24 protein-coding genes and 1 riboswitch are annotated in these 25,150 nt (G+C 65.2%); of the genes, 6 read left to right on the top strand and 18 right to left on the bottom strand.

What is annotated here, in order from left to right; all coding sequences use genetic code 11:
- Positions 1–48: 48 nt before the first annotated feature.
- The 14 genes from M2333_RS14315 to M2333_RS14250 form a co-directional block, all read right to left on the bottom strand.
- The gene (locus M2333_RS14315; protein ID WP_264612218.1) at positions 49–1,710 is read right to left on the bottom strand and encodes a ShlB/FhaC/HecB family hemolysin secretion/activation protein; all 1,662 of its coding nucleotides are present in this window, start codon (positions 1,708–1,710) and stop codon (positions 49–51) included.
- A gap of 434 nt (positions 1,711–2,144) precedes the next feature.
- Positions 2,145–2,224: riboswitch (cyclic di-GMP riboswitch) on the bottom strand.
- A 452-nt stretch (positions 2,225–2,676) separates the two neighbouring features.
- On the bottom strand, positions 2,677–3,201 hold the full coding sequence (ssb, locus tag M2333_RS14310; RefSeq protein ID WP_264577668.1) for a single-stranded DNA-binding protein: 525 nt from the start codon (positions 3,199–3,201) through the stop codon (positions 2,677–2,679).
- Between the two features lie 108 nt (positions 3,202–3,309).
- Positions 3,310–5,178, bottom strand: coding sequence for a ferrous iron transporter B (gene feoB, locus M2333_RS14305; RefSeq protein WP_264612217.1), 1,869 nt, complete (start codon positions 5,176–5,178; stop codon positions 3,310–3,312).
- Positions 5,175–5,438, bottom strand: coding sequence for a FeoA family protein (locus tag M2333_RS14300; RefSeq protein WP_181561160.1), 264 nt, complete (start codon positions 5,436–5,438; stop codon positions 5,175–5,177). Before M2333_RS14300 ends, feoB begins: the two co-directional genes overlap by 4 nt.
- Before the next feature lie 104 nt (positions 5,439–5,542).
- The gene (locus tag M2333_RS14295) at positions 5,543–6,238 is read right to left on the bottom strand and encodes a COQ9 family protein (RefSeq protein ID WP_264612216.1); all 696 of its coding nucleotides are present in this window, start codon (positions 6,236–6,238) and stop codon (positions 5,543–5,545) included.
- Between the two features lie 62 nt (positions 6,239–6,300).
- Positions 6,301–6,720 (bottom strand): 6,7-dimethyl-8-ribityllumazine synthase, encoded by a 420-nt coding sequence (ribH, locus tag M2333_RS14290; RefSeq protein WP_264612215.1) that lies wholly within the window; start codon positions 6,718–6,720, stop codon positions 6,301–6,303.
- Between the two features lie 32 nt (positions 6,721–6,752).
- Positions 6,753–7,616 carry a DMT family transporter gene (locus M2333_RS14285; RefSeq protein WP_264612214.1) on the bottom strand — a complete coding sequence of 288 codons (864 nt, stop codon included), beginning with the start codon at positions 7,614–7,616 and terminating at the stop codon, positions 6,753–6,755.
- Positions 7,617–7,618: 2 nt separating this feature from the next.
- A complete protein-coding gene (gene ribB / locus M2333_RS14280) occupies positions 7,619–8,905 on the bottom strand; it encodes a 3,4-dihydroxy-2-butanone-4-phosphate synthase (RefSeq protein WP_264571710.1) in 1,287 nt (428 codons plus the stop codon).
- 55 nt (positions 8,906–8,960) lie between these two features.
- Entirely contained in the window at positions 8,961–9,569 is a 609-nt protein-coding gene (locus M2333_RS14275) for a riboflavin synthase (protein ID WP_264612213.1), read from the bottom strand.
- 10 nt (positions 9,570–9,579) lie between these two features.
- Complete coding sequence (gene ribD / locus M2333_RS14270) at positions 9,580–10,536, bottom strand: bifunctional diaminohydroxyphosphoribosylaminopyrimidine deaminase/5-amino-6-(5-phosphoribosylamino)uracil reductase RibD (RefSeq protein WP_264612212.1); 957 nt, start codon at positions 10,534–10,536, stop codon at positions 9,580–9,582.
- Between the two features lie 26 nt (positions 10,537–10,562).
- Complete coding sequence (locus M2333_RS14265) at positions 10,563–11,021, bottom strand: OmpH family outer membrane protein (RefSeq protein ID WP_181561153.1); 459 nt, start codon at positions 11,019–11,021, stop codon at positions 10,563–10,565.
- Between the two features lie 60 nt (positions 11,022–11,081).
- Positions 11,082–11,762, bottom strand: coding sequence for an energy transducer TonB (locus tag M2333_RS14260; RefSeq protein WP_264612211.1), 681 nt, complete (start codon positions 11,760–11,762; stop codon positions 11,082–11,084).
- Positions 11,763–11,890: 128 nt separating this feature from the next.
- Entirely contained in the window at positions 11,891–13,231 is a 1,341-nt protein-coding gene (gene gltX, locus M2333_RS14255) for a glutamate--tRNA ligase (protein WP_264612210.1), read from the bottom strand.
- A 3-nt stretch (positions 13,232–13,234) separates the two neighbouring features.
- Complete coding sequence (locus M2333_RS14250; RefSeq protein WP_264612209.1) at positions 13,235–14,899, bottom strand: NAD+ synthase; 1,665 nt, start codon at positions 14,897–14,899, stop codon at positions 13,235–13,237.
- 189 nt (positions 14,900–15,088) lie between these two features.
- Between M2333_RS14250 and M2333_RS14245 the strand changes: the two genes are divergently transcribed.
- Positions 15,089–15,655, top strand: coding sequence for a hypothetical protein (locus M2333_RS14245; RefSeq protein WP_264612208.1), 567 nt, complete (start codon positions 15,089–15,091; stop codon positions 15,653–15,655).
- A 224-nt stretch (positions 15,656–15,879) separates the two neighbouring features.
- Positions 15,880–16,815, top strand: a complete 936-nt coding sequence (locus tag M2333_RS14240) for a ribose-phosphate pyrophosphokinase (RefSeq protein WP_181561149.1) — start codon at positions 15,880–15,882, stop codon at positions 16,813–16,815.
- Positions 16,816–16,848: 33 nt separating this feature from the next.
- Here the strand turns inward: M2333_RS14240 and M2333_RS14235 are convergent, their stop codons facing one another.
- On the bottom strand, positions 16,849–17,019 hold the full coding sequence (locus M2333_RS14235) for a hypothetical protein (RefSeq protein ID WP_264571705.1): 171 nt from the start codon (positions 17,017–17,019) through the stop codon (positions 16,849–16,851).
- A 134-nt stretch (positions 17,020–17,153) separates the two neighbouring features.
- The gene (locus M2333_RS14230) at positions 17,154–17,855 is read right to left on the bottom strand and encodes an NnrU family protein (protein WP_264612207.1); all 702 of its coding nucleotides are present in this window, start codon (positions 17,853–17,855) and stop codon (positions 17,154–17,156) included.
- 101 nt (positions 17,856–17,956) lie between these two features.
- On the opposite strand from M2333_RS14230, the gene M2333_RS14225 reads away from it, so the two are divergent.
- The 3 genes from M2333_RS14225 (at position 17,957) to M2333_RS14215 (ending at position 21,051) form a co-directional block, all read left to right on the top strand.
- Positions 17,957–19,144: an aminodeoxychorismate synthase component I gene (locus tag M2333_RS14225; RefSeq protein ID WP_264612206.1), complete on the top strand. Its 1,188-nt coding sequence runs from the start codon at positions 17,957–17,959 to the stop codon at positions 19,142–19,144.
- A 35-nt stretch (positions 19,145–19,179) separates the two neighbouring features.
- Complete coding sequence (locus tag M2333_RS14220; RefSeq protein ID WP_264612635.1) at positions 19,180–19,773, top strand: aminotransferase class IV; 594 nt, start codon at positions 19,180–19,182, stop codon at positions 19,771–19,773.
- 75 nt (positions 19,774–19,848) lie between these two features.
- Positions 19,849–21,051: a pyridoxal phosphate-dependent aminotransferase gene (locus M2333_RS14215; RefSeq protein ID WP_181561146.1), complete on the top strand. Its 1,203-nt coding sequence runs from the start codon at positions 19,849–19,851 to the stop codon at positions 21,049–21,051.
- Between the two features lie 320 nt (positions 21,052–21,371).
- On the opposite strand, the gene cobT is transcribed toward M2333_RS14215, so the two are convergent.
- Complete coding sequence (gene cobT / locus M2333_RS14210) at positions 21,372–23,198, bottom strand: cobaltochelatase subunit CobT (protein WP_264612205.1); 1,827 nt, start codon at positions 23,196–23,198, stop codon at positions 21,372–21,374.
- A gap of 242 nt (positions 23,199–23,440) precedes the next feature.
- On the opposite strand from cobT, the gene M2333_RS14205 reads away from it, so the two are divergent.
- Positions 23,441–24,055: a PEPxxWA-CTERM sorting domain-containing protein gene (locus M2333_RS14205; protein ID WP_264573952.1), complete on the top strand. Its 615-nt coding sequence runs from the start codon at positions 23,441–23,443 to the stop codon at positions 24,053–24,055.
- Between the two features lie 45 nt (positions 24,056–24,100).
- Here the strand turns inward: M2333_RS14205 and cobS are convergent, their stop codons facing one another.
- Positions 24,101–25,108 carry a cobaltochelatase subunit CobS gene (gene cobS / locus M2333_RS14200; RefSeq protein ID WP_264571700.1) on the bottom strand — a complete coding sequence of 336 codons (1,008 nt, stop codon included), beginning with the start codon at positions 25,106–25,108 and terminating at the stop codon, positions 24,101–24,103.
- Positions 25,109–25,150: the final 42 nt, after the last annotated feature.

Below are 25,150 nucleotides of genomic sequence, written 5' to 3'. Positions count from 1 at the left end.
AGGTCTCCACGAAATCGGAACGATCGGCGCGACGAGGGTCGCGCCGGCTCAGTAAGCGGCGCTCAGGGACACGAAGATGCGGCCATCCCGGTTGCCCTCTGCGCTGACGGCGCGGCGGACGGGCTTGGCGTATTCCATCGAGAGGCTGAAACGGCCGGCGATGCCGGCCCGCAGGCCAGCGCCATAGGATCGCAATCCGGTGCGCGGGCGCTCGCCTGGCAGCAGATCGTTCTGCCAGACACGGCCGCCTTCATAATAGACATAGGGTTCGACCGTCCCCATGCCGCGCGCGGCGATGGTGTAGAAAAGCTCGACCTTGCCGGCGATGCCCTTGTCCCCGGTGATTTCGGAGGGATCATAGGCACGGCCATATTGGGCGCCGCCCAAACCGAACTCCTCGGAGGCCAGCAGGCTTTCGGCCGACCACTGACCTGTGGCGCCGAGCAGAAGATGCAGTCCGCCATAGAGAGGCTGCACCCGCGTCACTTCGCCATTGAGACGGGTGAACATCGCCGATGCGGTACCCCGTGATTTCGCGGGGTCCCCCAGCCTTGTCGCATCGAAAACGTCGAGCCCCTGCATCACCGACGCCCGCAGCGTCGTCTGGCCGCCCATCTGGTCGGCATGATTGGCCAGCAATTCGGCCGTGACGGTGCGAATGCGGTCATCGAAAACCGGATCGATCAGGCGATTGCGGGAACTGCTCTCCCGCGATTGCCAGGAGAGCCGCCCGAGAACGTTGGTCTGCCGGGTGCGCAACATGGGGTATTGAAGAGCAAGGCCCCAGCTGAAGCTTTTGCCCTTCACGGCCAGCACTCGCAGCTCGTCGCCCGGCTTGGTGCGCGCAAAGCTGGCAAAGCCGCTCATCCGCAGCCCGGAACCGCCGAGCGGCTGATCATAGGCGCCGGACACGAAGGCCAGTTCACCGCTTTCGTCGGGCGCGGCCACCGCGGTGAGGGCGAGGCGTCCGCCCAGCTGCGCGAGATCGTTGAAGACCAGCCCTCCGAAGAGTTGCACCGGCCCGAGCCAGCGCGATCCGCGATTATCCACCGCGACGAAGGCCTCAATCGGTTGGCGCGCGACGAGGAGAGAGAGGTCGGCGGCCCCTTCGTCGCTCGACGGGGTCAGCACGGCCCGCACGCTGGCGCCTTTGAGGTCGCGCGCGAGCAGCAGCGCACGTGCGAGATCATCGCCCGAGGTCGGCCGCTCGGCCCGCACCGGCGCGAAATAGCCTTCGAGGAGCGGGCGATAGCCGCCGGGATCGCCCTCGACGCGCACGTCACCGATGAAGCCCTCGACAATGTTGATCGTCGCAACGCCGTTTTCGATACGCTGCGGCGCGACCACCGCGCGGGACAGCACGAAACCCCGGCGCCGATATTCCGTCGTCACCGCTTCCGCGAGCCGGAAAAGGTCGGCCAAGGTGATGTCGCGGTTGAGATAGGGTTGGGCCAGAGCGTTCAGAACGTCGAGCGGCACCGCGGTCGCTCCCTCGAACCGGATGAGGGAGAGGCGGAGCGGCGCCGTGCTCTCCGGCGCAGCCTCCGATGTGGGCGCCTGCGGGAGTTCCACCGGCGAGACCGAGGGCATGGCCGGCTGCCCGCGCAGACGCTCGTCGACCCTTCCGGGATCGACAGTCTGCTGCGCATGCGCGGATGTGCCCGCCAGCGCGATGGCGGCCAGCAATAAGCTACGAGTCGTCATGGTCATTCCGATCCCCTTGTTCCCCATCGGAAAGTGATTGAGCGCCACGATGCAGCCCCCTGCATCGCGGTGTGCGAGCGCCGTCAGGCGGCTCTGAAATCTTTAACGAGAGCGGTTGTCGCGCGGCGGCCGGTAACCGTGACAGGCTGGCGGCCAAGTCCCGGCCCAGCTGAAGCCCGACAAGCCTTTTGCTCTTGCTGCAAAGCCCGTGATCGCAGGGCTCCGCAGGGCCACCTCACCGTGCCGGCCCGCTCATTCTGCGGTGGCAGCGATGTCAGCGGCTCAAGGCTACGCCATCGCGCGCCCCACATTTGGCGCGCGAAAACGCGCCTTTTTTCAAGATATTCGAAGGAAAACCCGCATATCTCCGCTACGGAGCATGGCGGCTTTCGAAGGCTCCTGGGGGAGCCCGGAAGATCACGCGGTGTCATGTTCGACCTTTCGGCAACCCCGCTATCCTGAAGGCTCAGGACCGGAGGCTTTGCGTCCCGCCGTTACCGACGGTTTGCCCTCTCGAGATCAAGGCGATCTCATCGGTCTGTTAATGGGCATAGTTAATCGATCCCGTCAAGGTTATTGAGAGCTGATTGCAAAGATGAAGGATTAATAGAAATTTCACACTGACCCACGTTCGTGTGAAAATTTCGTGGATTCCGGAATAATCCGGGCAGTCGCCAAGATAAGGAGCGGGATTTGTCTTCTGGCATCGCGGCTTCGCTACTCGCGCATCGCAATTGCTCTGCGAGATTGCGCTGAAGACTATAGTTAAACTCTATTTAACTGACGCAGCCCCTGGGATTTGGACATGCTCACTATAATTGGCGGCGGCGCGGCCGCCCCTTCGGCGGCCAACTGCTTACGCCGCAGGCGCGGACAGACCCACGCACAGAAGCGCTCCGCGCGTCCATTTAGACTGCCGGCGCTAGCTTTATCGCTGGAAGGAACCCGCGCGCCTTGTGCGCCGGGCGACCGTCAGAACGGAATTTCGTCGTCGTCCAGCCCGTCGTCGAACGCGCTGCTGCTCGAGCGCGCGCCGCTGCCGCCAGACGAGGAGCGACCACCGCTGAAGTCGTCGTTGCCGCCGCCCCAGCTATCGTTGCGGCTGCCGCCACCACCGCCCTGACCGCCGCCACCGCCGCCGCCTTGGCCGCCGTCGAGCATCGTCATCACAGCGCCGGGGCCGGAGAGCACGATCTCGGTGGAATAGCGGTCCTGCCCGTTCTGGTCCTGCCATTTGCGGGTCTGCAGCGAGCCTTCGAGATAGACCTTCTTGCCCTTGCGCAGATATTTTTCGGCAATGCCGATCAGGCCATCCGAGCGGATCACGACGCTGTGCCATTCGGTCCGCTCACGGCGCTCGCCGGAGGCGCGATCGGTCCAGTTTTCCGACGTGGCGATGCGCAGATTGCAGATGCGTCCGCCATTGCTGAAGCTCTTCACTTCAGGATCGGCACCGAGATTGCCGACCAGAATGACCTTGTTGACGCTGCCTGCCATGGAGCTCTCCGAAAAACGCGACGAGGATAGGAAATCGAACGGCTGCTTATAAAGCTGAACGGCGTCTCGTCCAGATCGCAATACCGCTCAGCATCCGCCTTGCGTCGATTAAAGGCCGAAGGCGACCGCCGTCCAATAGGTCGCGCCCGCGGCCAGCCAGGCCAGCCCGAACAGATAGGCCGTCATGAAAAGCGGCCAGCGCCAGCCATTGGTCTCCCGCCGGGCAACCGCGATGGTCGACAGGCATTGCGGGGCGAACACGAACCAGGCGAGAAAGGCCAGCGCCGTCGGCAGCGACCAGCGTCCCTGCAGGCGTTCACCGAGCGTGCGGGCGGTCTCGTCCTCATCCTCGCTCGCTTCGATGGCGTTGGCCGTCGCGAGCGCCGACACGGCGACCTCACGCGCTGCCATGGCCGGGATCAGCGCCAGTGCGATTTCATGGTTGAACCCCACCGGCCGCAGCACCGGCTCGATCACGCTCGCGATGCGCCCCGCCGCGCTATACTCGACCAGGCTGGCCGAACTGCCCGCCGGCGGCTTGGGGAAGGAGAGCAGCAGCCACAGGACAATGGTGGTGCCGAAGATGATCGTGCCGGCGCGGCGCAGGAATATCCATGCGCGCTGCCACAGGCCGATGATGACGTCGCGCAGCATCGGCATCTGATATTTCGGCAACTCCATCAGGAAGCTGCCGCCGGGCCCCTTGATGACGCCCATGCGCAGCAGCATCGCGACGATGACCGCGCCGATGATGCCGGAGACATAAAGCGCAAACAGCACCAGACCCTGCAGACCGACCCCGCCCCAGACCGTGGTCGAGGGGATGAAGGCGGCGATGATCAGCGTATAGACCGGCAGGCGCGCCGAGCAGGTCATCAGCGGCGCAATGAGGATGGTGGTGAGGCGATCCTTGGGGTCCGAGATGGTCCGTGTCGCCATGATGCCGGGAATGGCGCAGGCAAAGCTGGAGAGCAGCGGAATGAACGCGCGACCGGACAGGCCGACCCGCGCCATCAGACCATCCATCAGGAAGGCGGCACGGGTCATGTAGCCCGTCGCCTCCAGCATCAGGATGAAGAAGAAGAGAATGAGGATCTGCGGCAGGAAGACCACCACTGACCCCACGCCGTTGATGACGCCCTGCACGATGAGATCGCGCACGAAACCTTCGGGCAGGATCGCTTCCATCGCTGCCTGTAGAGAGGCGAACGCGTCCTCGATCATCGCGATCGGCGCCTCGGACCAGGCAAACACGGCCTGGAAGATGACGAACAGCAGCGCCAGCAGGATGAGCGGACCCAGGAGCGGGTGGAGCACGATCCTGTCGATCTGCGCGGTGATCCGGCGGGTCGGCGTTTCGGCGACGATGGCGCGCTGGGCGATTCGGCGCGCTTCGCGACGCAGATCATCGGCGTCCCGCGCTGCGTGTGTTGCGAGGACAGCGGGCGCGGGGGCATGGTCCGGCACCGCCGCCACCATGGCTGCCTTCAGATCATCCAGCCCGCGGCGGCGTACGGCGACGGTCGGGATGACCGGCACGCCAAGGTCGGCGGCCAGTTGCGCGGCGTCCAGCTCCAGCCCGTCGCGGGTCGCCAGATCGACCATGTTCAGCGCCAGAACGCAGGGCGAGCCGAGCGCGATCAATTCCAGCGCAAAGCGCAGGTGATTGTCGAGATTGGCGGCATCGACGACGATGACGAGGAGGTCCGGCCGCCGTTCACCTTCCTGATGGCCGAACACGACATTGCGGGTCACCTGCTCGTCCGGGCTCTTTGCATCGAGACTGTAGGTGCCGGGAAGATCGACGAGATCGGCCGTCCGCCCATCCGGCAGCACCAGCCGGCCGAGCTTGCGCTCGACGGTAACCCCGGGATAATTGCCGACCTTCTGATGCGCGCCGGTCAGCGCATTGAAGAGCGCGCTCTTGCCGGCATTGGGATTGCCGACCAGCGCGATGGTGAAGCGATCATCCGTCACGCCGCTGCCTCACCCGCGTCAGCCGCAGTGCGGACATGGATGGCATCGGCATGCGCTGCCCGCATGGCGACGATCATGCGCCCGATGCGGCAGGCATGCGCGCCGCGACCGGTAAATCCGGCGCGATGGAGCAGTTCGACGCTGGCGCCCTCATGCAGGCCGAGTTCGCGCAGGCGGCGACCGTCCATCTCGGATATGGCGTTCCAGTCGACACTGTCGACATAGGCGGGGCGATTGGGTTCTAGGGAGGTCAGGCGCAACGCAATATCGATCTCTGGTGGTTTTGCGAACGACTATCAATATCGCCCGATAGAAGCAAGGCGATGCTGGCGCGGCCGTGGCTTATCGGCAGGACGCCAGACGGTTAGCGCCCCCGGTAGCGCAGCCGGCCCAGGAAACGCGCCATGCTGAAATGCTGGTCGGTCTGCCCAGTCAGCCGGCCCTTGGCCTTCTCGAACCGCATGATCCCTTCGATCCGCCGCGCCAGAAAGGCGCGGGTGTCAGCATAATCCGCGCGCTCGTCATTGACGAAGACGAGCAGGGTCGCGGCATAGACTCCCGCCAGGGTGGTACGCTTGGAATAATGATTATAATCCACCGCGCGGTCCCCAGCGGCGCGCCACATCGCATCGGCGGCGCGCCAGCCCAGCCGGGTCGCGCGCGGCAGGTTGAGCGGCATCGCCAGCACGGCCTGAGCGCGGCGCAGCGCCTCGCGATTGGGCGCCAGCACGGCAAGCCGGGCTTCGACCAGTGCCGTGATCCGCTCGCGAATTTTCATCGCAGCCAGACGCTCCGCCGGCAGGGCATCGAGCATGGCCTGATCGACGCTGGCGAACCACGCATCGATCATAGTCAGAGCGCCGCCCGAGAAAGCCAGTGCCGCCACGTCCCGATCCACACCAGCTGTGTCGGCTGCGACCGCGAGAGCCGCATCGGACCAGCCATCGAAGGCGGCATTGGCCGCGATCAACGGCGCGAGCCGCAGTCGCAGGTCGTCCAGGGTCTCATCAGCCAGCAGACCGGCAGTCTGCGGCGCGGCGGTGGAGGGCGCGAGGGTCATGGCCCCTGCTCTACGGCATTTTCACGCGTGAGGAAATCGCTGCCGCCATCGCCATGGCCGCCTCAGCGATACTCTTCGGCGATCTCCAGCATGCGCATCGCAGCAACGGCGGCCTCGCCACCCTTGTTCTTGCGGGCCGGATCGGCACGTTCGAGCGCCTGCGCCTCGTTTTCCACGGTCAGAATGCCATTGCCGATCGGGATGCCATCCATGGTGAGCGCCATCAGTCCACGCGCGCTTTCGTTGGAAACGATCTCGAAATGATAGGTTTCGCCACGGATCACGACGCCGATGGCGACGAAGCCTTCATAGCGCCCGCTCTCCGCGGCCAGCGACACAGCGGCGGAAATCTCCAGCGCGCCGGGCACGGTGAGCACGTCGACCAGATGACCCGCCGCCTCCAGCGCCGCCCGCGCGCCGGCGATCAGCATATCATTGAGGTGGTCATAGAAGCGCGCTTCGACGATCAGAAACTTGGCCATGTCGATTCCTTTCAAGACATATGTTCGTGAGCTTATCTGAACGCCGTGCCGGCAATCACCGCGAGCGTGCCCGCCATCACCAGCAGACCGCCCGTCAGGCGGCGCCAGCCGAGCTTCTCCTTGAGCATCCACGCGCCAAGCACAAGCCCGAAGACGATGCTCGATTCGCGCACCGCCGCCACCGCGCCGACCGGCGCCAGACCAAGCGCGAACAGCGCCGGGGCAAACGCAACCACGGCCATCACCCCCGCCCGAAGCCCGGCGACCCGGTCGCGGATCATGAGGGACAAGGCGTTGCGACCGTGGCGCACTGCCAGAGCCGCCGGCATGGGGAATGAGCCGAGCAGGAAGAACCAGGCGATGAAGGTCAGCGAATCCGGCGCGGCGCGCACGCCCTTGGCATCGACCAGCGTGTAACAGGTGGTGAGCAGCCCGGCGATGGCGGCGGCGGCAAAGCCGGCTGGCGAAATGGAGCGGCCGCTCGCCAGCACCAATATGCCGGCGCTCACGACCGCGATCCCAGTCAGGACAAAACCGTCCAGCCGGTCCCCCAGCAGTGCCATGCCGAGCAAGGCGGTGAACACCGGCACGAAGCCGCGAGCGATAGGATAGGCCGCATTGAAATCGCTGACCGAATAGGACCAGGAAAGGACGAGCTGGTAGATGGCATGAACCACGACGGCAGCAAGCAGCCAGGGCCAGAGCACCGCCGGTGGCAGGCCGATCCACAGCACGAATGGCAGGGCGAGCACGAATTCGACGCAGCGAATCCAGGCCAGCACCGCCAGCTTGTTCTCGCCCGATTTGAGCAGCGCATGCGCTGCCGCCGAGGCGAGCGCCGAAAACAATGCGAGCAGGAGGCCGGTTAGGACCGCCGCAGCGCTCCGTTCGATCATGGTCAGACGCCCGTGATCGCCCGCTCCTCGACAACCGCCAGATCATAGCCATCCAGAGCGATCAGATTGTGGTGGCTGTTGGTGAGCAGGATCATGTCATGCACGCCGAGATCGGCCAGGATCTGCGCGCCGACGCCATAATCGCGCAGCTCGTCCATGCCGGCAGGGCTCGCCTCACCGGTACGGATCTTCATCTGCCGGCTGAACCGGTCTTCGCTCGGGCGATTGATGACGACGATGACGCCGGCCCCTGCCTCGGCGATCATTTCCATCGCGCGGGAGAGCAGGCTGGCGCGCGGCCCTTCTTCCCCGAAAATATCGGTGAAGACGGACACCTGATGCATGCGCACGAGCGTCGGCTGCTCGGGCGTGACATGCCCCTTGATGAGCGCGACCTGTTCGGACTCGGTCGCGCGATTGAAGAAGGTCACCGCGCGCCACTCGCCGCCCCAGCGGCTGGTGAACGTGGCTTCTGCGCGCCGCTCCAGCATATGATCGTTGCGGCGGCGATAGGCGATGAGATCGCGAATGGTGCCGATCTTGAGGCGATGCTTCTGCGCGAAGGGAATGAGATCATCGAGGCGGGCCATGGTCCCGTCGTCCTTCATAATCTCGCAGATCACGCCGGAGGGATTGAGACCCGCCAGCCGCGCGACGTCCACCGCCGCCTCAGTATGGCCGGTGCGCACGAGCACCCCGCCATCGCGTGCGATCAGCGGGAAGACATGGCCCGGGGTCACGATGGCCTCGCGCCCCTTGGAGGCATCGATAGCCACGGCGACGGTCCGTGCGCGGTCGGCCGCGGAGATTCCGGTGGTCACGCCTTCGCGGGCCTCGATCGATACCGTGAAAGCGGTCTCGTGCCGGGTGCCGTTGCTGGCGCTCATCAGGTTGAGGCCCAGCGTCTCGACGCGCTGACGGGTCAGCGCCAGACAGATGAGGCCGCGGCCGTGCGTGGCCATGAAGTTGATTGCATCCGGGGTGGCCATCTGCGCGGGGATGACCAAATCGCCCTCATTCTCGCGATCCTCGTCATCGACCAGAATGAACATCCGGCCATTGCGCGCCTCGTTGATGATCTCCTCGGCGCTGGCCAAAGCCGTGCCATGGGCGCGGGCAAGCAGATAGCTTTCCAGCTTGCCCAGCGTATCGGCCGTCGGATTCCAGTCGGCTTCATCCAGCCGGCGCAGGCTGTTGGCGTGGAGCCCGGCGGCACGGGCGAGACCGGAGCGGGACAGAATGCCATCGCGCACCAGCTTACGGACGTTTTCGATCAATTCGCTGCTCATGACGGGCAGATATCACATTGTAATGTGATTGCCAACGTTTCCCGGCAGCTGCGCCTTAGTTGCGGGCCTGATGATCCTTCATGCGCGCCAGATATCGGGCCAGCACCTCGATTTCCAGATTGACCGGCTGGCCCGGTGCGAGCTGGCCGAAGGTCGTCACCGACCAAGTGTGCGGAATGATGTTGAGGCCGAAGGTCGAACCCTCCGGACCGTCTTCCACGGAATTCACGGTCAGCGATACGCCATCGACCGTGATCGACCCCTTGGCCGCGACATAGGGGGCAAGATCGGCCGGAAGCCGCACGGTGACCCGGTGCGAATCACCTTCGGCTGTGATGTCTGCGACTTCGCCGATGCCATCGACATGACCCGTGACGATGTGCCCGCCCAGCTCGTCCCCGAGCTTGAGCGCGCGCTCCAGATTGAGCAACCGCCCTTCTGCCCAGGCGCCCTGCGCGGTGCGCGAGACGGTCTCGGCAGACAGATCGACCGCGAACCAGTCGGCGCCCTTGTCCACCACGGTGAGGCACACGCCGGAACAGGCGATGGAAGCGCCGATATCCACGCCCTCCATGTCGTAATGGCAGCCGATGACCAGACGCAGGTCGCCGCGCTGCTGCGCGCTCTGGATGGTGCCGATGTCGGTGATGATGCCGGTAAACATGCCTGCTGCTCTATGCGGGCCGCACGCGTTCGTAAACCTCCAGCCGGTCTGGCGCGAAATCGCGCGCGTCGACCAGCCGCCAGCGACCGTGGGCCTCGGCCAGACGATTGAGCCCGATGTCGCCCAGCGCCGCCTTGCCGCGCCCGATGAGGATCGGCGCGCGGTAGAGTAGAAGCCGTTCCACCAGATCGGCCGCGAGAAAGGCGCCAGCCGTTTGCGCGCCGCCCTCGACCATCAGATGATCGCCGGGAAGGCCCGCGATTTGAGCCGGCGTCTGGATCGCAAGCCAACCATCTGGCGCCGCACCGCTATGACTTAGGAGGACCCGTATGGGCGAGCGCGACTCCAGCCCCGGTAAGCGCACGTCCAGCCGGGGCTGATCCTGCATGAGCGTGCCGCGCCCAACCAGGATCAGCTCGTGTCGTGCCCGCTCCAGATGGGTATGCGCCCGCGCCGCCGGGCCGGTAATCCACTGGCTCGTCCCGTCTTCCAGCGCAATGCAGCCATCGAGCGAAGTGGCGAGCTTGAGCGTAACGTGAGGTCGCCCCGCCCGCTGGCGCTTGAAGAAGCCAGCCATCGCTTCGCGCGCTCCGGGCGCTAGTTCTGGCAGAGTATCGACGATCAGCCCCGCGTCCCGCAAGCGCGCGATGCCGCGACCGTTGGTCCGTGGATCGGGATCGCCTGCCGCCACGACGACGCGGCGCACGCCGGCCTCCACCAGCAGATCCGAACAGCAAGGGCCGCGCGCGGATTGGTGCGCGCAGGGCTCCAGGCTGACATAGGCCGTGCTGCCCCGCGCCGATGCCCCGGCCATGGCCAGTGCCATCGCCTCGGCATGGGGGCGGCCGCCGGGCTGCGTCCAGCCTCGCCCGACGACGCGGCCTGCGGCATCGAGCATTATGCATCCGACATTGGGATTGGGCGCGGTGCGACCGCGTGAGCGGTGGGACAAGGCGATGGCTGCCATCAGCCAGGCGCTGTCGCCAGGAAGAGTCAGGGCGTTGCCGTCGCGGTATTGCCCGCTACGCCACCTTCCTTGGCCAGAGCCGCAGCGAGCTTCTGCTGCAGCTCCTTTTCCTTCGCGTCGAACAGTTCTTCGCGCTCGCGCTTGGTGCGCGCGGCATCCTCGCGCCAGTCGATGCCGAGACTATCGGCGAGGCGCTGAAACTCGCCCTGCTTGCTCTCAAGCGCCACCCGATACCGTGCGAAATCCTCGATCTGGCGCTGGATGATCGCACTGTCCGGCCGGTTAGCTTCCCAATTCTCGATGTAGATGATCTGCCGTTCCTGCTCCGGCTTGCGCGAGTCGATCGCGAACCCCCAGAGCAGAACGCCAGTCAGCGTCACCGAGAGCGCAAGAATGCTCCAGCGGTGCGGGCGATCGGGTGCGAACATCTCGCGCAGATCGGACGCAGCACTCCGTGGAGAAACCGGGCGGGGAAAAATGGCCATGGCGCCTACATAGGGAGGCACCATGGCCTTGAAAAGCAGCGCGTCATCGTGACGCCCCGCTTAACGCTCCAGTTCGAAGCGCAAGGTGAGCACCTGCTCGGACGCGACCGGCACGCCATCCCGCGTCGCCGGGCGGAAGCGCCAGGCCCGCAGCGCGTGGCGCTGGGCCGCCTCGAAGAAGGCCGGATCGCTCGCACGCACCTGCTCGACCGCGGTCACCCGTCCACGCTCGTCGATGCTGACTCGCACCGTGACGCTGCCCTCGCGCCCTTCGCGCTGCATGGCGGGGGGATAAGGCGGGCGAAACCGGTCAGCAAACCGCGCATCGGGCTGAGCGGGGACGATGACTGGCGCAGCGGGCGGCGTGACGATGGTCTTGCCGGCATCCAGGTCAGGCAAAGGCGGGTAGGGCTTCGTCGTCAAATCGGTCATGGTGCCGAGGTTGATTTGCGGATCGACTCTCACCGGGTCGCGTGGCGTATCGAGCGGGCGAGTCGGCTGAGTCTCCACTTTCGCGTCCGGCTCCGGTGTGACGGGCGGCGGCAACGGAGCGGTCGGCACGAACCGCACATCAATGGGAGGGGTCGGTGCGGGCCTCAGATAATGTGTGGCCGGCAAGGCGATCAACAGCCCGATGAGCCCGCCATTAAAGACAATAGCCGCTGCCAGCGCGCCCGGTGACCGCCGGGTCGCATAGCCGCTCTGGGGTGCATAGGATGATTGAGACGACACAAGGGACATGACACCTCTCCTGATTTTATTTGTGATGTTATACTATCACTACAAAGAGGTCACGCGAAGCGGTTTTTATCGGGCGTCAGAGTGCGCATGGATCGGCCGGGAGTGGGCTCAGCGGCGCCGACGATCGCTCAGCTGCTGGCGGCAGCACGCAGTCGCGCGAGCGCGCGGTCCTGCCCGATCAGCGGCAGCAGCGCGGCCATGTCAGGGCCGTGATCCACGCCGGTCAGGGCGAGGCGCAACGGCAGAAACAGCGCCTTCCCCTTGCGCCCACTGCTCTGCTTGAGGGCGCTCGTCAGCGTGCGCCAGGGGTCGGCGGCGAAGTCGATATCCCCTGCCACCTCGGCAGCCTGGGCGAGGAAGGCGCGGTCTTCAGCATCAAGATCGGGCTGTGCGATGTCGCCGGCAAGCACCGCAACCCAATCCGCTGCCCCCGCCACCGTCTCGAGATTGGGTTGCACGACCGGCCACGCGGCAGCGTCGATTTGCGCCGGGAGGCGATCGGCGACCGCCTCATAGGGCAGCATGTGGACGATCTTGGCGTTGAGGCCGAGCAGCTCTTCATCCGAGAAGCGGGCGGGCGCTCGCCCGAAATGCGCGAAATCGAAGCGCTCGATCAGCGGGGCCATGTCGATGACCGGCTCCACCGGGTCGCTGGTGCCGAGCCGGGCCAGCAGCGCGCTGATGGTGATCGCCTCGACCCCCGCTTCCCGCAGATCGCCGACGCCGACCGCGCCGAGTCGCTTGGAGAGCTTGCCTTCCGCACCGGTGAGCAGGGCCATATGGGCAAACTGCGGCAGCGATGCGCCGAGGGCTACAAACATCTGCAACTGCGTCGCCGTGTTGGAGACATGATCCTCGCCACGCAACACATGGGTGACGCCCATGTCGATATCGTCGATCACCGAGGGCAGCATATAGAGCCAGCTCCCGTCCGCCCGGCGAATCACCGGGTCGGAGAGCAGTTTGGGGTCGAAATGCTGGTCGCCCCGGATCAGGTCGACCCATTCGATCGGCGCATCATGATCCAGCTTGAACCGCCAGTGCGGCTGCTCGCCGGCCGCCTGCTTCGCCGCAATCTCGTCCGCGCTTAGCGCCAGCGCCGCGCGATCATAGACCGGGGGCAGACCGCGCCCGAGCAGGATCTTGCGCCGCAAGTCCAGCTCCTGCGCCGACTCAAAGCAGGGATAGACCCGCCCGGCGGCCCGCAGCGCCGCAAACTTCTCCTCATAGAGGTCGAACCGCGCGGACTGGCGCACCTCACCGTCCATGGCGAGGCCGAGCCAGGCGAGATCGGCCCGGATGCCCTCGACAAAACGCTCCTCGCTGCGCGCGGTATCGGTGTCATCGATGCGAAGCAGGCACTGCCCGCCCATCTTGCGCGCCCACAGCCAGTTATGCAGCGCCGCGCGGATGTTGCCAACATGCAGATGGCCGGTCGGCGACGGCGCGAAACGGGTGATGACAGTCATGGTTCAGGCGGTCCGGAAAGCATTGGTGATGGGATAACGCCGGTCGCGACCGAAATTGCGGCCACCCAGTTTCACGCCCGGCGGCGCCTGACGACGCTTATATTCGGCCACGTAAAGCAGCCGCTCGATGCGGGCGACGGTCGCGCGATCGAAACCCATGGCAGCAAGCTGATCGACCGACTTTTCCTGTTCGACCAGGCCGTAGAGAATGGGGTCCAGCACCTCATAAGGCGGCAGGCTGTCCGAATCCTTCTGGTCCTCGCGCAATTCGGCGGTGGGCGGCTTGGTGATAACCCGTTCCGGCATTACCGGCCCGTCCGGCCCTAGGCCCGGCGCCGGCTTCTCCGCATTGCGCCAGCGCGAGAGATCGAACACGGTCGTTTTATAGGCATCCTTGAGCACTGAATAGCCGCCCGCCATGTCGCCATAAATGGTGGCATAGCCCACGCTCATTTCGCTCTTGTTGCCGGTGGTGAGCAGCATGTGGCCGAACTTGTTGGAGAGCGCCATCAGCGTCACGCCGCGGATGCGCGACTGGATGTTTTCCTCGGTCAGATCCGCGGTCCGCCCGGTGAACACATCCGCCAGCATGGCTTCGAACGCGCCGACGGCGGGAGAAATCGGGATGGTATCGAGCCGGCAGCCGAGCAACCGTGCGCATTCCGCCGCATCGTCCAGACTTTCCTGGCCGGTGAAGCGCGACGGCATCATCACGCACCAGACGCGATCCGCCCCCAGCGCATCCACCGCCACGGCAGCCGAAAGCGCGCTGTCGATCCCGCCGGAAAGGCCCAGCACGACGCCTGGGAAGCGGTTGCGGTTCACATAGTCGCGCAGACCCACGACCATCGCGTGATAAATATCCGCCGGGTGCGCATCGAGCGCGTGCACCTCGCCCGGCTTGCAGAACCACCGGCCATCGTCGCCTCGGTCCCACTGGGTGATGACCAGCGCTTCCTCCCAGTCCGGCAGCATATGGGCGATGTCGCCGTCCGCATTCAGCACGAAGGAAGCCCCGTCGAACACCAGCTCGTCCTGCCCGCCGACCCGGTTGAGATACAGGAGCGGCAAGCCCGTTTCGTTGACGCGCTCCATGCACACGCCCCGGACGCGAAAATCGTCCTTGGCCACCTCATAGGGGCTGCCGTTGATCGAGATGAGCAGCTCCGCGCCCTTTTCCGCCAGATGCCCGGTGACGAAGGGGAACCAGATGTCCTCGCAGATCGGCAGGCCCAGCTTCACGCCGCGAAACTCGACCGGATCGGGCAGCGGACCGGGGGCGAAGAGGCGCTTTTCATCGAAGGTGCCGTAGTTGGGCAGCTCGCGCTTCTGGCTGATCGCGACAACCTTGCCGCCATCGAGCAGCGCCGCGCAATTGAACAGCAGGCCGTTGTTGGCGATGACCGTGCCGACAAGCATCGCCGGGCCGCCATCCGCCGTCGCCTCGGCGAGCTGGTGCAGCGCCGTCTCGGCGCGCGCAGCCAGCGCCGGCTTGAGCACTAGATCCTCGGGCGGATAGCCGATGAGCTGCAACTCGGGATAGACGATCAGATCCGCGCCCTGCGCGCGCGCCTTTCCCCGGCAAGCCAGCATGGCCTCCGCATTACCCGTGATATCGCCCATGCTCTGGTTGAGCTGGGCCATGGCGATCCGGAGAGAGGCTGTCATAGCGCCGCTTTATGGGCGGGCGGGGGCGGGAGCAAGGGCGTCGCCGAGCAGGTGCGCTCGGGGCGAGGTGGAAGAGCGGTGCCGTTTGGACAGAATACGGAGCATCCGCTGTTTTGAGCGCCCCTCCGAAACCGGAATGTCCGGACACGACCAGTTGCGGACATTCGCTTAATGTCCTTTATTCGGGAGATGGACACACTTCCCGAACCACCGCCCTCATACGAGCAGGTCATAATTCAGAAGCTCGTAGCGTGCGGTCTTTCCGCGCGCGGCCTTGAGGTATCATACGAGGACGATCTACAGTCGTATGAGATCATCATCAGGGCTTCAGCGAATGTCGCGCCGGAAATGTTCGCGTGCATACGCGAGGCTTCGGCAGGTGAGATCGTAACGTTCGATGACCAAGAACTGAGGAACAGCTATTATGCTTTTGTGGAAGAAGCGTTAGACCCCGAAATGGTGGCAAGTGCAGAAGCAGAGCTTTCCAAGCTTGGCTTGCTCAAGGGGTTCCCCAGTCGCGCAGACTTCGTCAGCGATACTCTTTTCGTAGAAGCATTAGAAAAACACTGCGGTTTTCAGAGGGGAGAAGCATTCCATCCACTCGGCGATGCGTTTGCTATTCAACTTCCGCCCGGGATATTGTCCGATTTCCAAGAATTTAAGGATCGTTACTCTTGCCTGTTTGCCGCTATCAAGTTGGCGAGTGCAAGGGGAGAAGGAAAGTTTGGCTTCGTTGGGAACTCGCCTGCGCCCTAATCTGAATGACTAAGGGCAAAATCCGCTCCCCGTGCCATTCCTGTCAGCCAACGATGAAAAAGCCGCCTAATAATCGGTCCATTGTTCATCCGGAACCATGCCCCTCGGAGCGGCGTCCCGCCCTTTACCATCATCCCTTGTCCCCGAACCGTCACAAGCGCCTTTTCAGCGGCGCACCTGCTCGCTAGAGGGGCCGCGACAACCGCAGCCATGGGGACCCCGACATGAAGATCATCTCTGGCAACGGCAACATGCCGCTCGCCCAGGCGATTGCCGATTATGTGGAGCTCCCGCTCACCGATGCGAGCGTACGGCGTTTTGCGGACGAGGAAATCTTCGTCGAGATTCACGAGAATGTGCGCGGCGAGGACGTGTTCGTCGTGCAGTCGACCAGCTATCCGGCGAACGACAATCTCATGGAACTGCTGATCATGATCGATGCGCTCAAGCGCGCCTCGGCGCGGCGCATCACGGCGGTGGTTCCCTATTTCGGCTATGCCCGGCAGGACCGCAAGCCCGGCCCGCGCACGCCGATCTCGGCCAAGCTGGTGGCGAACCTCATCACCACCGCCGGCGCCAATCGCGTCCTTTCGGTCGACCTCCATGCCGGACAGATCCAGGGCTTCTTCGATATCCCGACCGACAATCTGTTCGGCGCGCCGGTGATGTCCGCAGACATTCAGGCCCGTTTCCCGAATGAGAATCTGATGGTCGTCTCGCCGGACGTCGGCGGCGTGGTCCGTGCTCGCGCGCTGGCCAAGCGGCTCGACAATGCCCCGCTCGCCATCGTCGACAAGCGCCGCGAGCGCGCCGGCGAATCGGAAGTGATGAACATCATCGGCGACGTGAAGGGCCGCTTCTGCATCCTGATCGACGACATCGTCGATTCGGCGGGCACGCTCTGCAACGCAGCCGCCGCGCTGAAGAATGCCGGCGCGACCGACGTCGTGGCTTATGTGACGCATGGCGTGCTCTCGGGCGGCGCAGTCGCGCGGGTGGAAGGCTCCGCCCTGCGCGAGCTGGTCATCACCGACTCGATTCTCGCCACGCCCTCCGTCGCGGCCTCGACCAAGATCCGGCAACTGCCGATTGCGCCGCTGCTCGGTGAAGCGATCCGCCGCATTGCCGACGAAAGCTCGGTCAGTTCGCTGTTCGACTGATCGGGCGCCGGGGCGGCTGCCCGCGGTTGCAGCTCAGAAACCGGCGTCGAGTCGGCGCAGCCGCATGGTGGCGCCGACAAAGCCCATCACGCAGATCATCAGCGACCAGCGCGCCGCCTCGGGCGCGGAACGCAGCAACAGCGCAAGGCCCAGCGCCGCGAGCAGAGCCACTATTGCGCCTGCGATCCTGCCAAACCCGAACATGATACGCCTTCCGCTCCCGCGATAGCCGATGACACGGATTCGCCCATGCGCCGAACAGCGGCTGACAATCCACGACATTGACGATGCCGACCGGCCCAAACCGGGGTGGCGCGTCGATTTTGGGAGAGACTGTGTCATCCAATCCACAGCCAAGGCGGCACGAACGGTCCGCCCAGCAAGGGATGCGCCCAGGTGGCGCCGAGCCAGAGGATGACGCCGCCGAGCACCGGAACGACGCCCGGCCACAGCGCGTGCCACTCCGCCTTGCCGGACAGGAGCGCGGCGAATGGCACAAAGCTCGTGCGCGCCTGCCACTGGCGCCATGGCGCACCCAGGAGCCGCGCCTTCTTCCGGTCCTGCCCCAGCGCACCCACACAGGCGAGCAGGGCGATGCCGCCACTCAGGATCAGCATCCGTCCGGATGGCCAGAGCGTGGCGTGAACCAGCGCCCAGAGAATGAAGCTCCACATCATCGGGTGGCGCGTTACGGCATAGACACCCCGGGCGCGCTCGGGCCCGGTCATCTGCCCGGTGGGATCGACCATCGCCGGATTGCCGATGAGCGAGCCGACCAGCATCACGCCGGCGAGCGCCATAACTAGCCCGCCGAGGTGCCACAGGCCGATGGGCGCCATCCACAGCAGCGGCGCTGCGGGCGCGGCCCGGAAAACAAGGATCGTCCAGCCCAGCGTGGCAAAGGCGGTGAGGGTATAGAGGCCAAGAAAGCCCCGCTCGGCCAGCCGCGCCACCAGAGGCGCACGAAGGGGATGGGACAGGAGAAGGTGCGTGCCGACGAAGCTCCCCATCGCCAAAGCCAGATGTATCAAAGCCTGCATGAGACGTACCTCCTGGACGCTGCCGCCTGTCCAGCTTCTACACCGAGTCTGACGGTGCTGAAACGCTGGCCTTGATGCCATCACGCTGCCAATAGGGCGCCATGACTCGCCCCGCCCTGCCCATATCGTCCGACGCACCCTTTGTGCTGCTCGATGATGCGCGGGCAGACGGATCGGGCAGCGCAATGCTATTCCGCGACCCGGTCGAGATCATCCGCGCCGATCGGCTGGTCGATGTGTTGCCTGCGCTGGCGCGGGTGGACGCTGCCGTCAAAACCGGCCTCCACGCCGCCGGCTACCTCTCTTATGCGGCGGGCCACGCCTTCGAGGCGCGGCTGAACGGCTATGCGCCGCGCGAGGGCGATGCCGGGCCCTTGCTCTGGTTCGGCTTGTTCGACGCGCCCCAGCTCATCGCGGCGGATGCCGTGGATGCGCTGTTGCCGGAGACGCCCGTCACGATCGGGCCGATCGAGCCGATGATCTCGCGCGCGGACTATGGCCGCGCCATCGGGGCGGTGCTGGACTATATCCGCGCCGGCGACATCTATCAGGCGAACCTGACCTTCCCCGCGCGCGTCGCCATCGATGGCGATCCCCTCGCCGCCTATCGCGTCATCCGGCCCCGCGCCGCCGCCGGCCATGGCGCCTTGCTGCGCCATGACGGCCGGCATCTCTTGTCTTTCTCGCCCGAGAGCTTCTTCACGCTGGCCGATGGTATGGTGACGACCCGGCCGATGAAGGGCACTGCGCGGCGCGATGCCGACCCGGCCCGCGATGCCGCCGCCGCGCGCGACCTCGCCAGCGACCCCAAGCAGCGCGCCGAAAATCTGATGATCGTTGACCTGTTGCGCAACGATATCTCGCGCGTCACGGAGCCAGGCAGCGTCGCCGTGCCCGCCCTCTTCCATGTCGAGCATTATCCCACCGTCCATCAAATGATCTCCGTCGTCGAGGGCCGGCTGCAACCGCAACTTGGCCCGGCGGACGTGCTGCGCGCCCTCTTCCCCTGCGGATCGATCACCGGCGCCCCCAAGCTGCGCGCCATGGAGATCATCCGCGAGGTCGAACGGTTCGGGCGCGGACTCTATACGGGCAGCATCGGCCATATTGCACCGGACGGTACCGCACGGTTCAATGTCGCCATCCGCACCATCGTGTTGGAGAAGGGCGCGGGGGCGGGCATCGTCGGGCTGGGCTCCGGCATCGTTGCGGACAGCCAGCCTGAGGCAGAATGGCAGGAATGCCTCGACAAGGGACGGTTTCTGGCCGTTGGGGAGAACGTGCTTTGATCGCAAAGGCCCATCATTTCGACCTCATCGAAACCATGGCCTTCGATCCCGAGATCGGCTTGCCCCTTCTCGATCTCCACATCCGGCGACTCGAACGCAGCGCGCACGAACTCGGCTTCATTCTCGACCGGCATGAGCTGCGCAACGAACTGCAGGCCGCGACATTCGGCTTCGTAGAGCCAAGGCGCGTGCGCATCCTGCTCGGCCGGATCGGCACGCTCAGCATCGAGGTTCGCGAAATGCCGCCCGTGCCGGAAGCACCCGCAGCGGTGAGCATCGCGCCTCGCCTGCTCGGCGGAGACGATATTCGCGTGCGGCACAAGACCACGGACCGGCGCCATTACGAGGTGCCCCTGCGGCAATCGGGCACGTTCGAAGTGCTGCTGACCGACGAGGCCGGCTATCTGACGGAGGGTTGCTTCACCAACCTGTTCGTCCAGCGGGGCGAAACCCTGCTGACGCCGCCCCTTGCACGCGGCCTGCTGCCGGGCGTGCTGCGCCAGAGCCTGATCGACCAGGGCAAGGCGCAGGAGGCCGACCTACGGCCCGAGGATCTGTCGGATGGCTTCCTGATCGGCAATGCCGCGCGCGGGCTGATGGCTGCGAGGCTGGTTGCACCGCACGGCTGAGGCGACTATGCACCGCGCCGTCCGGGAGTGTCCCGGGCGCCACGCGCATCATCCCTGACTGTCAGGAGCTTTCCCATGTCCCGGACTTCCGCCGCCCTCGGCCGTATTCAGCCCAGCGCCACGCTCGCGATGACCGACAAGGTCATTGCCCTCAAGCGGGAAGGCAAGGACATCATCGGCCTTTCCGCCGGCGAGCCGGACTTCGACACGCCCGATTTCGTAAAGGATGCCGCCATCGCCGCGATCCGCGGTGGCCAGACCAAATATACCAATGTCGACGGCACCGCCGAGCTGAAGGAAGCCATCGCCGCCAAGTTCAAGCGCGATAACGAGCTGTCCTACAAGACGAGCGAGATCAGCGTGAACTCGGGCGGCAAGCACACCCTGTTCAACGCGCTGGTCGCGACGGTGGAAGCCGGCGACGAGGTCATCATCCCGGCGCCTTACTGGGTGAGCTATCCCGACATCGTGAACTTTGCCGGCGGCACGCCGGTCATCATCGCGGCGGGCGCGGACCAGCTTTACAAGATCACCCCCGCCCAGCTCGACGCCGCGATCACGCCCAAGACGCGCTGGGTGCTGCTCAACTCGCCCTCCAACCCGACGGGCGCGGCCTATTCCGGCGAGGAGCTGATGGCGCTCGGTGAGGTGCTGCGCAAGCACCCGCATGTGCTGATCCTTACCGACGACATGTACGAGCATGTCTGGTACGCGCCAACGCCGTTCAAGACGATCGCGCAGGTCTGCCCGGATCTCTACGAGCGCACGCTGACCGTGAACGGCGTGTCCAAGGCTTATTCGATGACCGGCTGGCGCATCGGCTATGCCGGTGGTCCGCAGTGGATCATCAAGGCGATGGCCAAGCTGCAGTCGCAGTCGACCTCCAACCCCTGCTCGATCAGCCAGGCCGCGGCGACGGCCGCACTGAATGGCGACCAGAGCTTCCTCATCGAGCGCAACGAGGCCTTCCGCAAGCGGCGCGATCTGGTGGTGGCGATGCTGAACGACGCGCCGGGCCTCAACTGCCCGACGCCCGAAGGCGCCTTCTACGTCTATCCCGATGCCGCCGGCTGCATCGGCAAGACCACGCCCGAGGGCAAGACCATTGCCACGGACGAGGACCTCATCACCTATTTCCTCGAGAGCAAGGGCGTCGCAGCCGTCCACGGCGGCGCCTTCGGCCTCGCTCCGGCCTTCCGCGTAAGCTACGCGACCTCGGAAGAAATCCTGCGCAAGGCCTGCACACGCATCCAGGAAGCCTGCGCCGCGCTGAAGTGATAAGGACAGGCCGGTCTGAGCGGGAACGCTGGGCCGGCCTGCCTCCAGCGCCGCCTGATGGGCGCCATTGCCGGCGTCGGCAAGGATAACTCTTCGAGCAGCCCTCCGTTCGTTCTGAGTAGCTGCTGAGCCCGTCGAAGCAGCGTATCGAAGGACCGGCCCGTGCGCTGCGATGCTTCGATACGGCTCTTCGATATGCGCCTGCGGCGCTCCTCAGAGCCTACTCAGCACGAACGATGAAGATTGGCGAAGACCGCCTCGGCGTCATGATCGGAGCTTCACCAGGCGAAGAAATGCTCCCCGACGCAAGGCTCGTCCAACTAGTCTTTGTCGAACAGCGCCGCGAGCTGCTCCACCATCGCACCGCCCAGTTGCTCGGCATCCATGATCGTAACGGCGCGCTTGTAATAGCGGGTGACGTCGTGGCCGATGCCGATGGCGATCAGCTCGACCGGTGAGCGCCCTTCGATCCAGCCGATCACTTGCCGCAGGTGCCGCTCCAGATAGGTGCCGTTGTTCACCGACAGCGTCGAATCGTCCACCGGCGCGCCATCGGAAATCACCATGAGAATGCGCCGCTCTTCGGACCGGGCGAGCAGGCGATTGTGCGCCCAGAGCAGCGCCTCGCCGTCGATATTCTCCTTGAGTAGCCCCTCGCGCATCATCAGGCCGAGGCTGGCCTTGGCACGGCGCCAGGGCTCATCCGCCTTCTTGTAGATGATGTGGCGCAGATCGTTGAGACGACCGGGCCGCGGCGGGCGCCCGGCGGCCAGCCATTGTTCGCGACTCTGCCCGCCTTTCCAGGCGCGGGTGGTGAAGCCCAGCACTTCGGTCTTCACGCCGCAGCGCTCCAGCGTGCGGGCCATGATGTCCGCGCTGATCGCTGCGATGCCGATGGGGCGCCCCCGCATAGAGCCGCTATTGTCGATCAGCAGCGTCACCACCGTATCGCGGAAATCGGTGTCTCGCTCCATCTTGTAGGAGAGCGAGTGCGCGGGATTGACGACAACGCGCGCCAGCCGCGCGGCATCGAGCATGCCTTCCTCCTGGTCGAAATCCCAGCTGCGGTTCTGCTGGGCCTGCAGGCGCCGCTGCAGACGGTGCGCCAGCTTGGAGACCGCCCCCTGGAACGGGGCGAGCTGCTGGTCAAGAAAACCACGCAGGCGCACGAGTTCATCGGCGTCGCACAGGTCGAGCGCCGTCACCACCTCATCGAACTTCGTCGTATAGGCATGGTAGTCGAAATCCGGTGGCAGGTCCGAGAGGGGCCGATTGGGGCGCACGGGCATGGCGCCATCGTCATCCTGCGCGTCGCCATCGCCATCCTCGTCCGAGTCGCCGTCCTGCTCCTCGCGCTCTTCGGACATCTCCTCGCCCGGCTCGCCCTTATCCTCGCCGCGCGTGTCGGCGCGGGACTGGTCGTCCTCCTCGCCCTCGTCTTCTTCCTTGTCCTCGTCCTGCTGATCGGATTGCTCGTCCTGGTCCTCGTCATCCTCATCGGGCGATTCGGGCGGAACCTCCGCGCGCACCAGCTCGAGATGCTGGAGCATCGAGAGCACCTTGTCCTGAAAAGCCTGCTGATCGTCGAGGCACAAAGACAGGCCTTCAAAATCGTCAGCGGCCTTCTCGTCGATCCACTCGCGCAGAAATTCGATGCCCTTGAGCGATTCGGGCGGCGGCGCTTCCCCGGTCAGCTTCTCCCGAAGCAACAAGGCGACCGCACCCTGCACCGGCACTTCATCGGCCGATTGCGCGCGCGTGATCGGGTCGGAATGGGTGCGCATGTCCAGCGCGGCAGCGAGATTGGCGCGCATGCCGGCGTAGTTCTTGGAGCCCAGCGCCTCATAGCGGACCATCTCGACGGCATCATAGACGGCGCGCGCAGCGGGCTCGCTCGGCGCCCGCGCGGAATGGAGTCGCGCATCATGGTGGCGAAGCTTGAGCGCGAAGCTGTCTGCAAAGCCGCGCGCGAGCGCGACCTGATCCGCCGGCAGATTGCGCGTCGGCGTGGGCACCTTGATCTGCTTGCCGGCGAGGTGCGGTGCATCGGGCGTGAAGCCGAGCTCAACCTCGGCATCATGTGCGACAGCGCGCGAGGCGCCGGTGAGAACTTCCTTGAAGCGGTCGAGGGGGGAACGGTCAGCCATGATGTACAATGGGCTGGTCCAGTGCCCCGATCCTGTCAACCCTCCTGCCCTTTGGCAGAGCTGCCCATCTCAGCCCGTCAACCTTTGCGCGTGCAGCTGTGCCGCTGTGGAACAGCACCCAAATTATTAGGATTTCTTGGTTAAATCCATTTTCGAACGCGGCCTGCCTGCCTATCAGCGTCCCCAAGGGACGGTGCTGGAGCGGCCAGGCCGCGCAGCTTTTTGTGATAGGACGATTGCCCATGATCCGGACTGCCTGCCTTGCCGCGATGCTGACGAGCGGCGCACTCCTGCCGATCCAGAGCGTCAGCGCGGCGGTCAATCTCAATGCGCGCATCGCCCTGCTGACCAGCATTCTGCACACCGAGGCCAGCTTCTCGCAGCGCGATTTCAGCTTTGCGATCAACAGCGGCGGCAGCCAGCAGATGGTCTTCAAGGGCCTGGATGGCGTGCGCAACTTCAACAATTATGCCCAGCTCAACAATTGGCTCGGCCACTATGCGGATTCGCAAGGCGTTTTCGAGGGCGGCCAGTACAAATTCACCCACTCCGTGCTCGACAGCTATTTCACCAGCCCGGCACCTGCCACGCCGATGGCGACCGTGACTGAACCGACGCCAACCGTGTTCGAAGGCGCACCCTACAAGTTCACCCATTCGGTGCTGGGCAGCTATTTCGACGAGGCCGCGGAGCCGCAGGCAGCGTCGCACACGGAGACCGCCGGCCCGCTGATGCGCGCGATGATGGCGCCGCCGCCCGCCATTCCCGAGCCGGCGACCTGGGCCATGATGATTGCCGGCTTCGCGCTGGCCGGCGTCGCCCTGCGCTACCGGGTAACCCGCACGCGCATCGCCTGATCACCCATTCGCGAAGGCGGCCCGCGCTCGGGCCGCCTTGCCGCGTCAGGCGCTCTTGCCGACGACGCTTTCCGGCAGATCCTTGCCGAACACGCGCTGGTAATATTCCGCCACCAGCGCCCGCTCCGCCTCGTCGCATTTGTTGAGGAACGACAGGCGGAAGGCGAAACCGACATCCTTGAAGATGAGCGTGTTCTGCGCCCATGAGATCACCGTGCGCGGGCTCATCACGGTGGAAATATCCCCGTTGATGAAGCCCTGACGGGTCAGTTCGGCGACGCGGATCATCTTCGCGACTTCCTCGCGCCCGCCGGGATGATCATATTCGCCGGACTTGGCGAGCACGATCTGCGCCTCGGTCTCGGCCGGCAGATAGTTCAGCGTCACCACCAGATTCCAGCGGTCCATCTGGCCCTGGTTGATCTGCTGGGTGCCATGATAGAGGCCCGTGGTGTCACCCAGGCCGACCGTGTTGGCGGTGGCGAACATGCGGAACCAGGGGCTCGGACGAATCACCCGGTTCTGGTCGAGCAGGGTCATCTTGCCGTCCGCTTCCAACACGCGCTGGATGACGAACATCACGTCCGGCCGACCGGCGTCATATTCGTCAAACACCAGCGCTACAGGGCGCTGCAAGGCCCAGGGCAGCAGGCCTTCCTTGAACTCGGTGACTTGCTGACCGTCCTTGAGGACGATGGCGTCACGCCCGACGAGATCGATGCGGCTGATATGCGCATCGAGGTTGATGCGGATGCAGGGCCAGTTGAGCCGCGCCGCGATCTGCTCGATGTGAGTCGACTTGCCGGTGCCGTGATAGCCCTGCACCATCACCCGGCGATTATAGGCATAGCCGGCCAGGATCGCGAGCGTCGTGTCCGGGTCGAACACATAGGCGGGGTCCGTATCCGGCACGCGCTCGTCCGCTTCGGAAAAGGCGGGGATCTCCATGTCGATATCGACCCCGAACACCTCGCGCGCGCTCACGACGCGATCGGGCGCATCGAGCAGCACCTCGCTGCGCATGTCGGAATTGGTGTTGGGCAGATCGGTCATAGTCATCATCTTCCTGCGAGTCACACAGCCCCTAACCGATTG

Source organism: Sphingobium sp. B11D3B, assembly GCF_025961735.1.
Lineage (GTDB): Bacteria > Pseudomonadota > Alphaproteobacteria > Sphingomonadales > Sphingomonadaceae > Sphingobium.
The sequence above is the reverse complement of the archived record's forward strand: the minus strand, read 5'-3'. Positions and strand labels throughout refer to the sequence as shown.

Coding starts and splice junctions, on each gene's coding strand:
- M2333_RS14315 (WP_264612218.1), bottom strand. CDS start 1,710: ATGACCATGACGACTCGTAGCTTATTGCTGGCCGCCATCGCGCTGGCG.
- ssb (WP_264577668.1), bottom strand. CDS start 3,201: ATGGCAGGCAGCGTCAACAAGGTCATTCTGGTCGGCAATCTCGGTGCC.
- M2333_RS14295 (WP_264612216.1), bottom strand. CDS start 6,238: ATGACCCTCGCGCCCTCCACCGCCGCGCCGCAGACTGCCGGTCTGCTG.
- ribH (WP_264612215.1), bottom strand. CDS start 6,720: ATGGCCAAGTTTCTGATCGTCGAAGCGCGCTTCTATGACCACCTCAAT.
- M2333_RS14285 (WP_264612214.1), bottom strand. CDS start 7,616: ATGATCGAACGGAGCGCTGCGGCGGTCCTAACCGGCCTCCTGCTCGCA.
- ribB (WP_264571710.1), bottom strand. CDS start 8,905: ATGAGCAGCGAATTGATCGAAAACGTCCGTAAGCTGGTGCGCGATGGC.
- M2333_RS14275 (WP_264612213.1), bottom strand. CDS start 9,569: ATGTTTACCGGCATCATCACCGACATCGGCACCATCCAGAGCGCGCAG.
- ribD (WP_264612212.1), bottom strand. CDS start 10,536: ATGGCAGCCATCGCCTTGTCCCACCGCTCACGCGGTCGCACCGCGCCC.
- M2333_RS14265 (WP_181561153.1), bottom strand. CDS start 11,021: ATGGCCATTTTTCCCCGCCCGGTTTCTCCACGGAGTGCTGCGTCCGAT.
- M2333_RS14260 (WP_264612211.1), bottom strand. CDS start 11,762: ATGTCCCTTGTGTCGTCTCAATCATCCTATGCACCCCAGAGCGGCTAT.
- gltX (WP_264612210.1), bottom strand. CDS start 13,231: ATGACTGTCATCACCCGTTTCGCGCCGTCGCCGACCGGCCATCTGCAT.
- M2333_RS14250 (WP_264612209.1), bottom strand. CDS start 14,899: ATGACAGCCTCTCTCCGGATCGCCATGGCCCAGCTCAACCAGAGCATG.
- M2333_RS14245 (WP_264612208.1), top strand. CDS start 15,089: ATGGACACACTTCCCGAACCACCGCCCTCATACGAGCAGGTCATAATT.
- M2333_RS14240 (WP_181561149.1), top strand. CDS start 15,880: ATGAAGATCATCTCTGGCAACGGCAACATGCCGCTCGCCCAGGCGATT.
- M2333_RS14235 (WP_264571705.1), bottom strand. CDS start 17,019: ATGTTCGGGTTTGGCAGGATCGCAGGCGCAATAGTGGCTCTGCTCGCG.
- M2333_RS14230 (WP_264612207.1), bottom strand. CDS start 17,855: ATGCAGGCTTTGATACATCTGGCTTTGGCGATGGGGAGCTTCGTCGGC.
- M2333_RS14225 (WP_264612206.1), top strand. CDS start 17,957: ATGACTCGCCCCGCCCTGCCCATATCGTCCGACGCACCCTTTGTGCTG.
- M2333_RS14220 (WP_264612635.1), top strand. CDS start 19,180: ATGGCCTTCGATCCCGAGATCGGCTTGCCCCTTCTCGATCTCCACATC.
- M2333_RS14215 (WP_181561146.1), top strand. CDS start 19,849: ATGTCCCGGACTTCCGCCGCCCTCGGCCGTATTCAGCCCAGCGCCACG.
- cobT (WP_264612205.1), bottom strand. CDS start 23,198: ATGGCTGACCGTTCCCCCCTCGACCGCTTCAAGGAAGTTCTCACCGGC.
- M2333_RS14205 (WP_264573952.1), top strand. CDS start 23,441: ATGATCCGGACTGCCTGCCTTGCCGCGATGCTGACGAGCGGCGCACTC.
- cobS (WP_264571700.1), bottom strand. CDS start 25,108: ATGACCGATCTGCCCAACACCAATTCCGACATGCGCAGCGAGGTGCTG.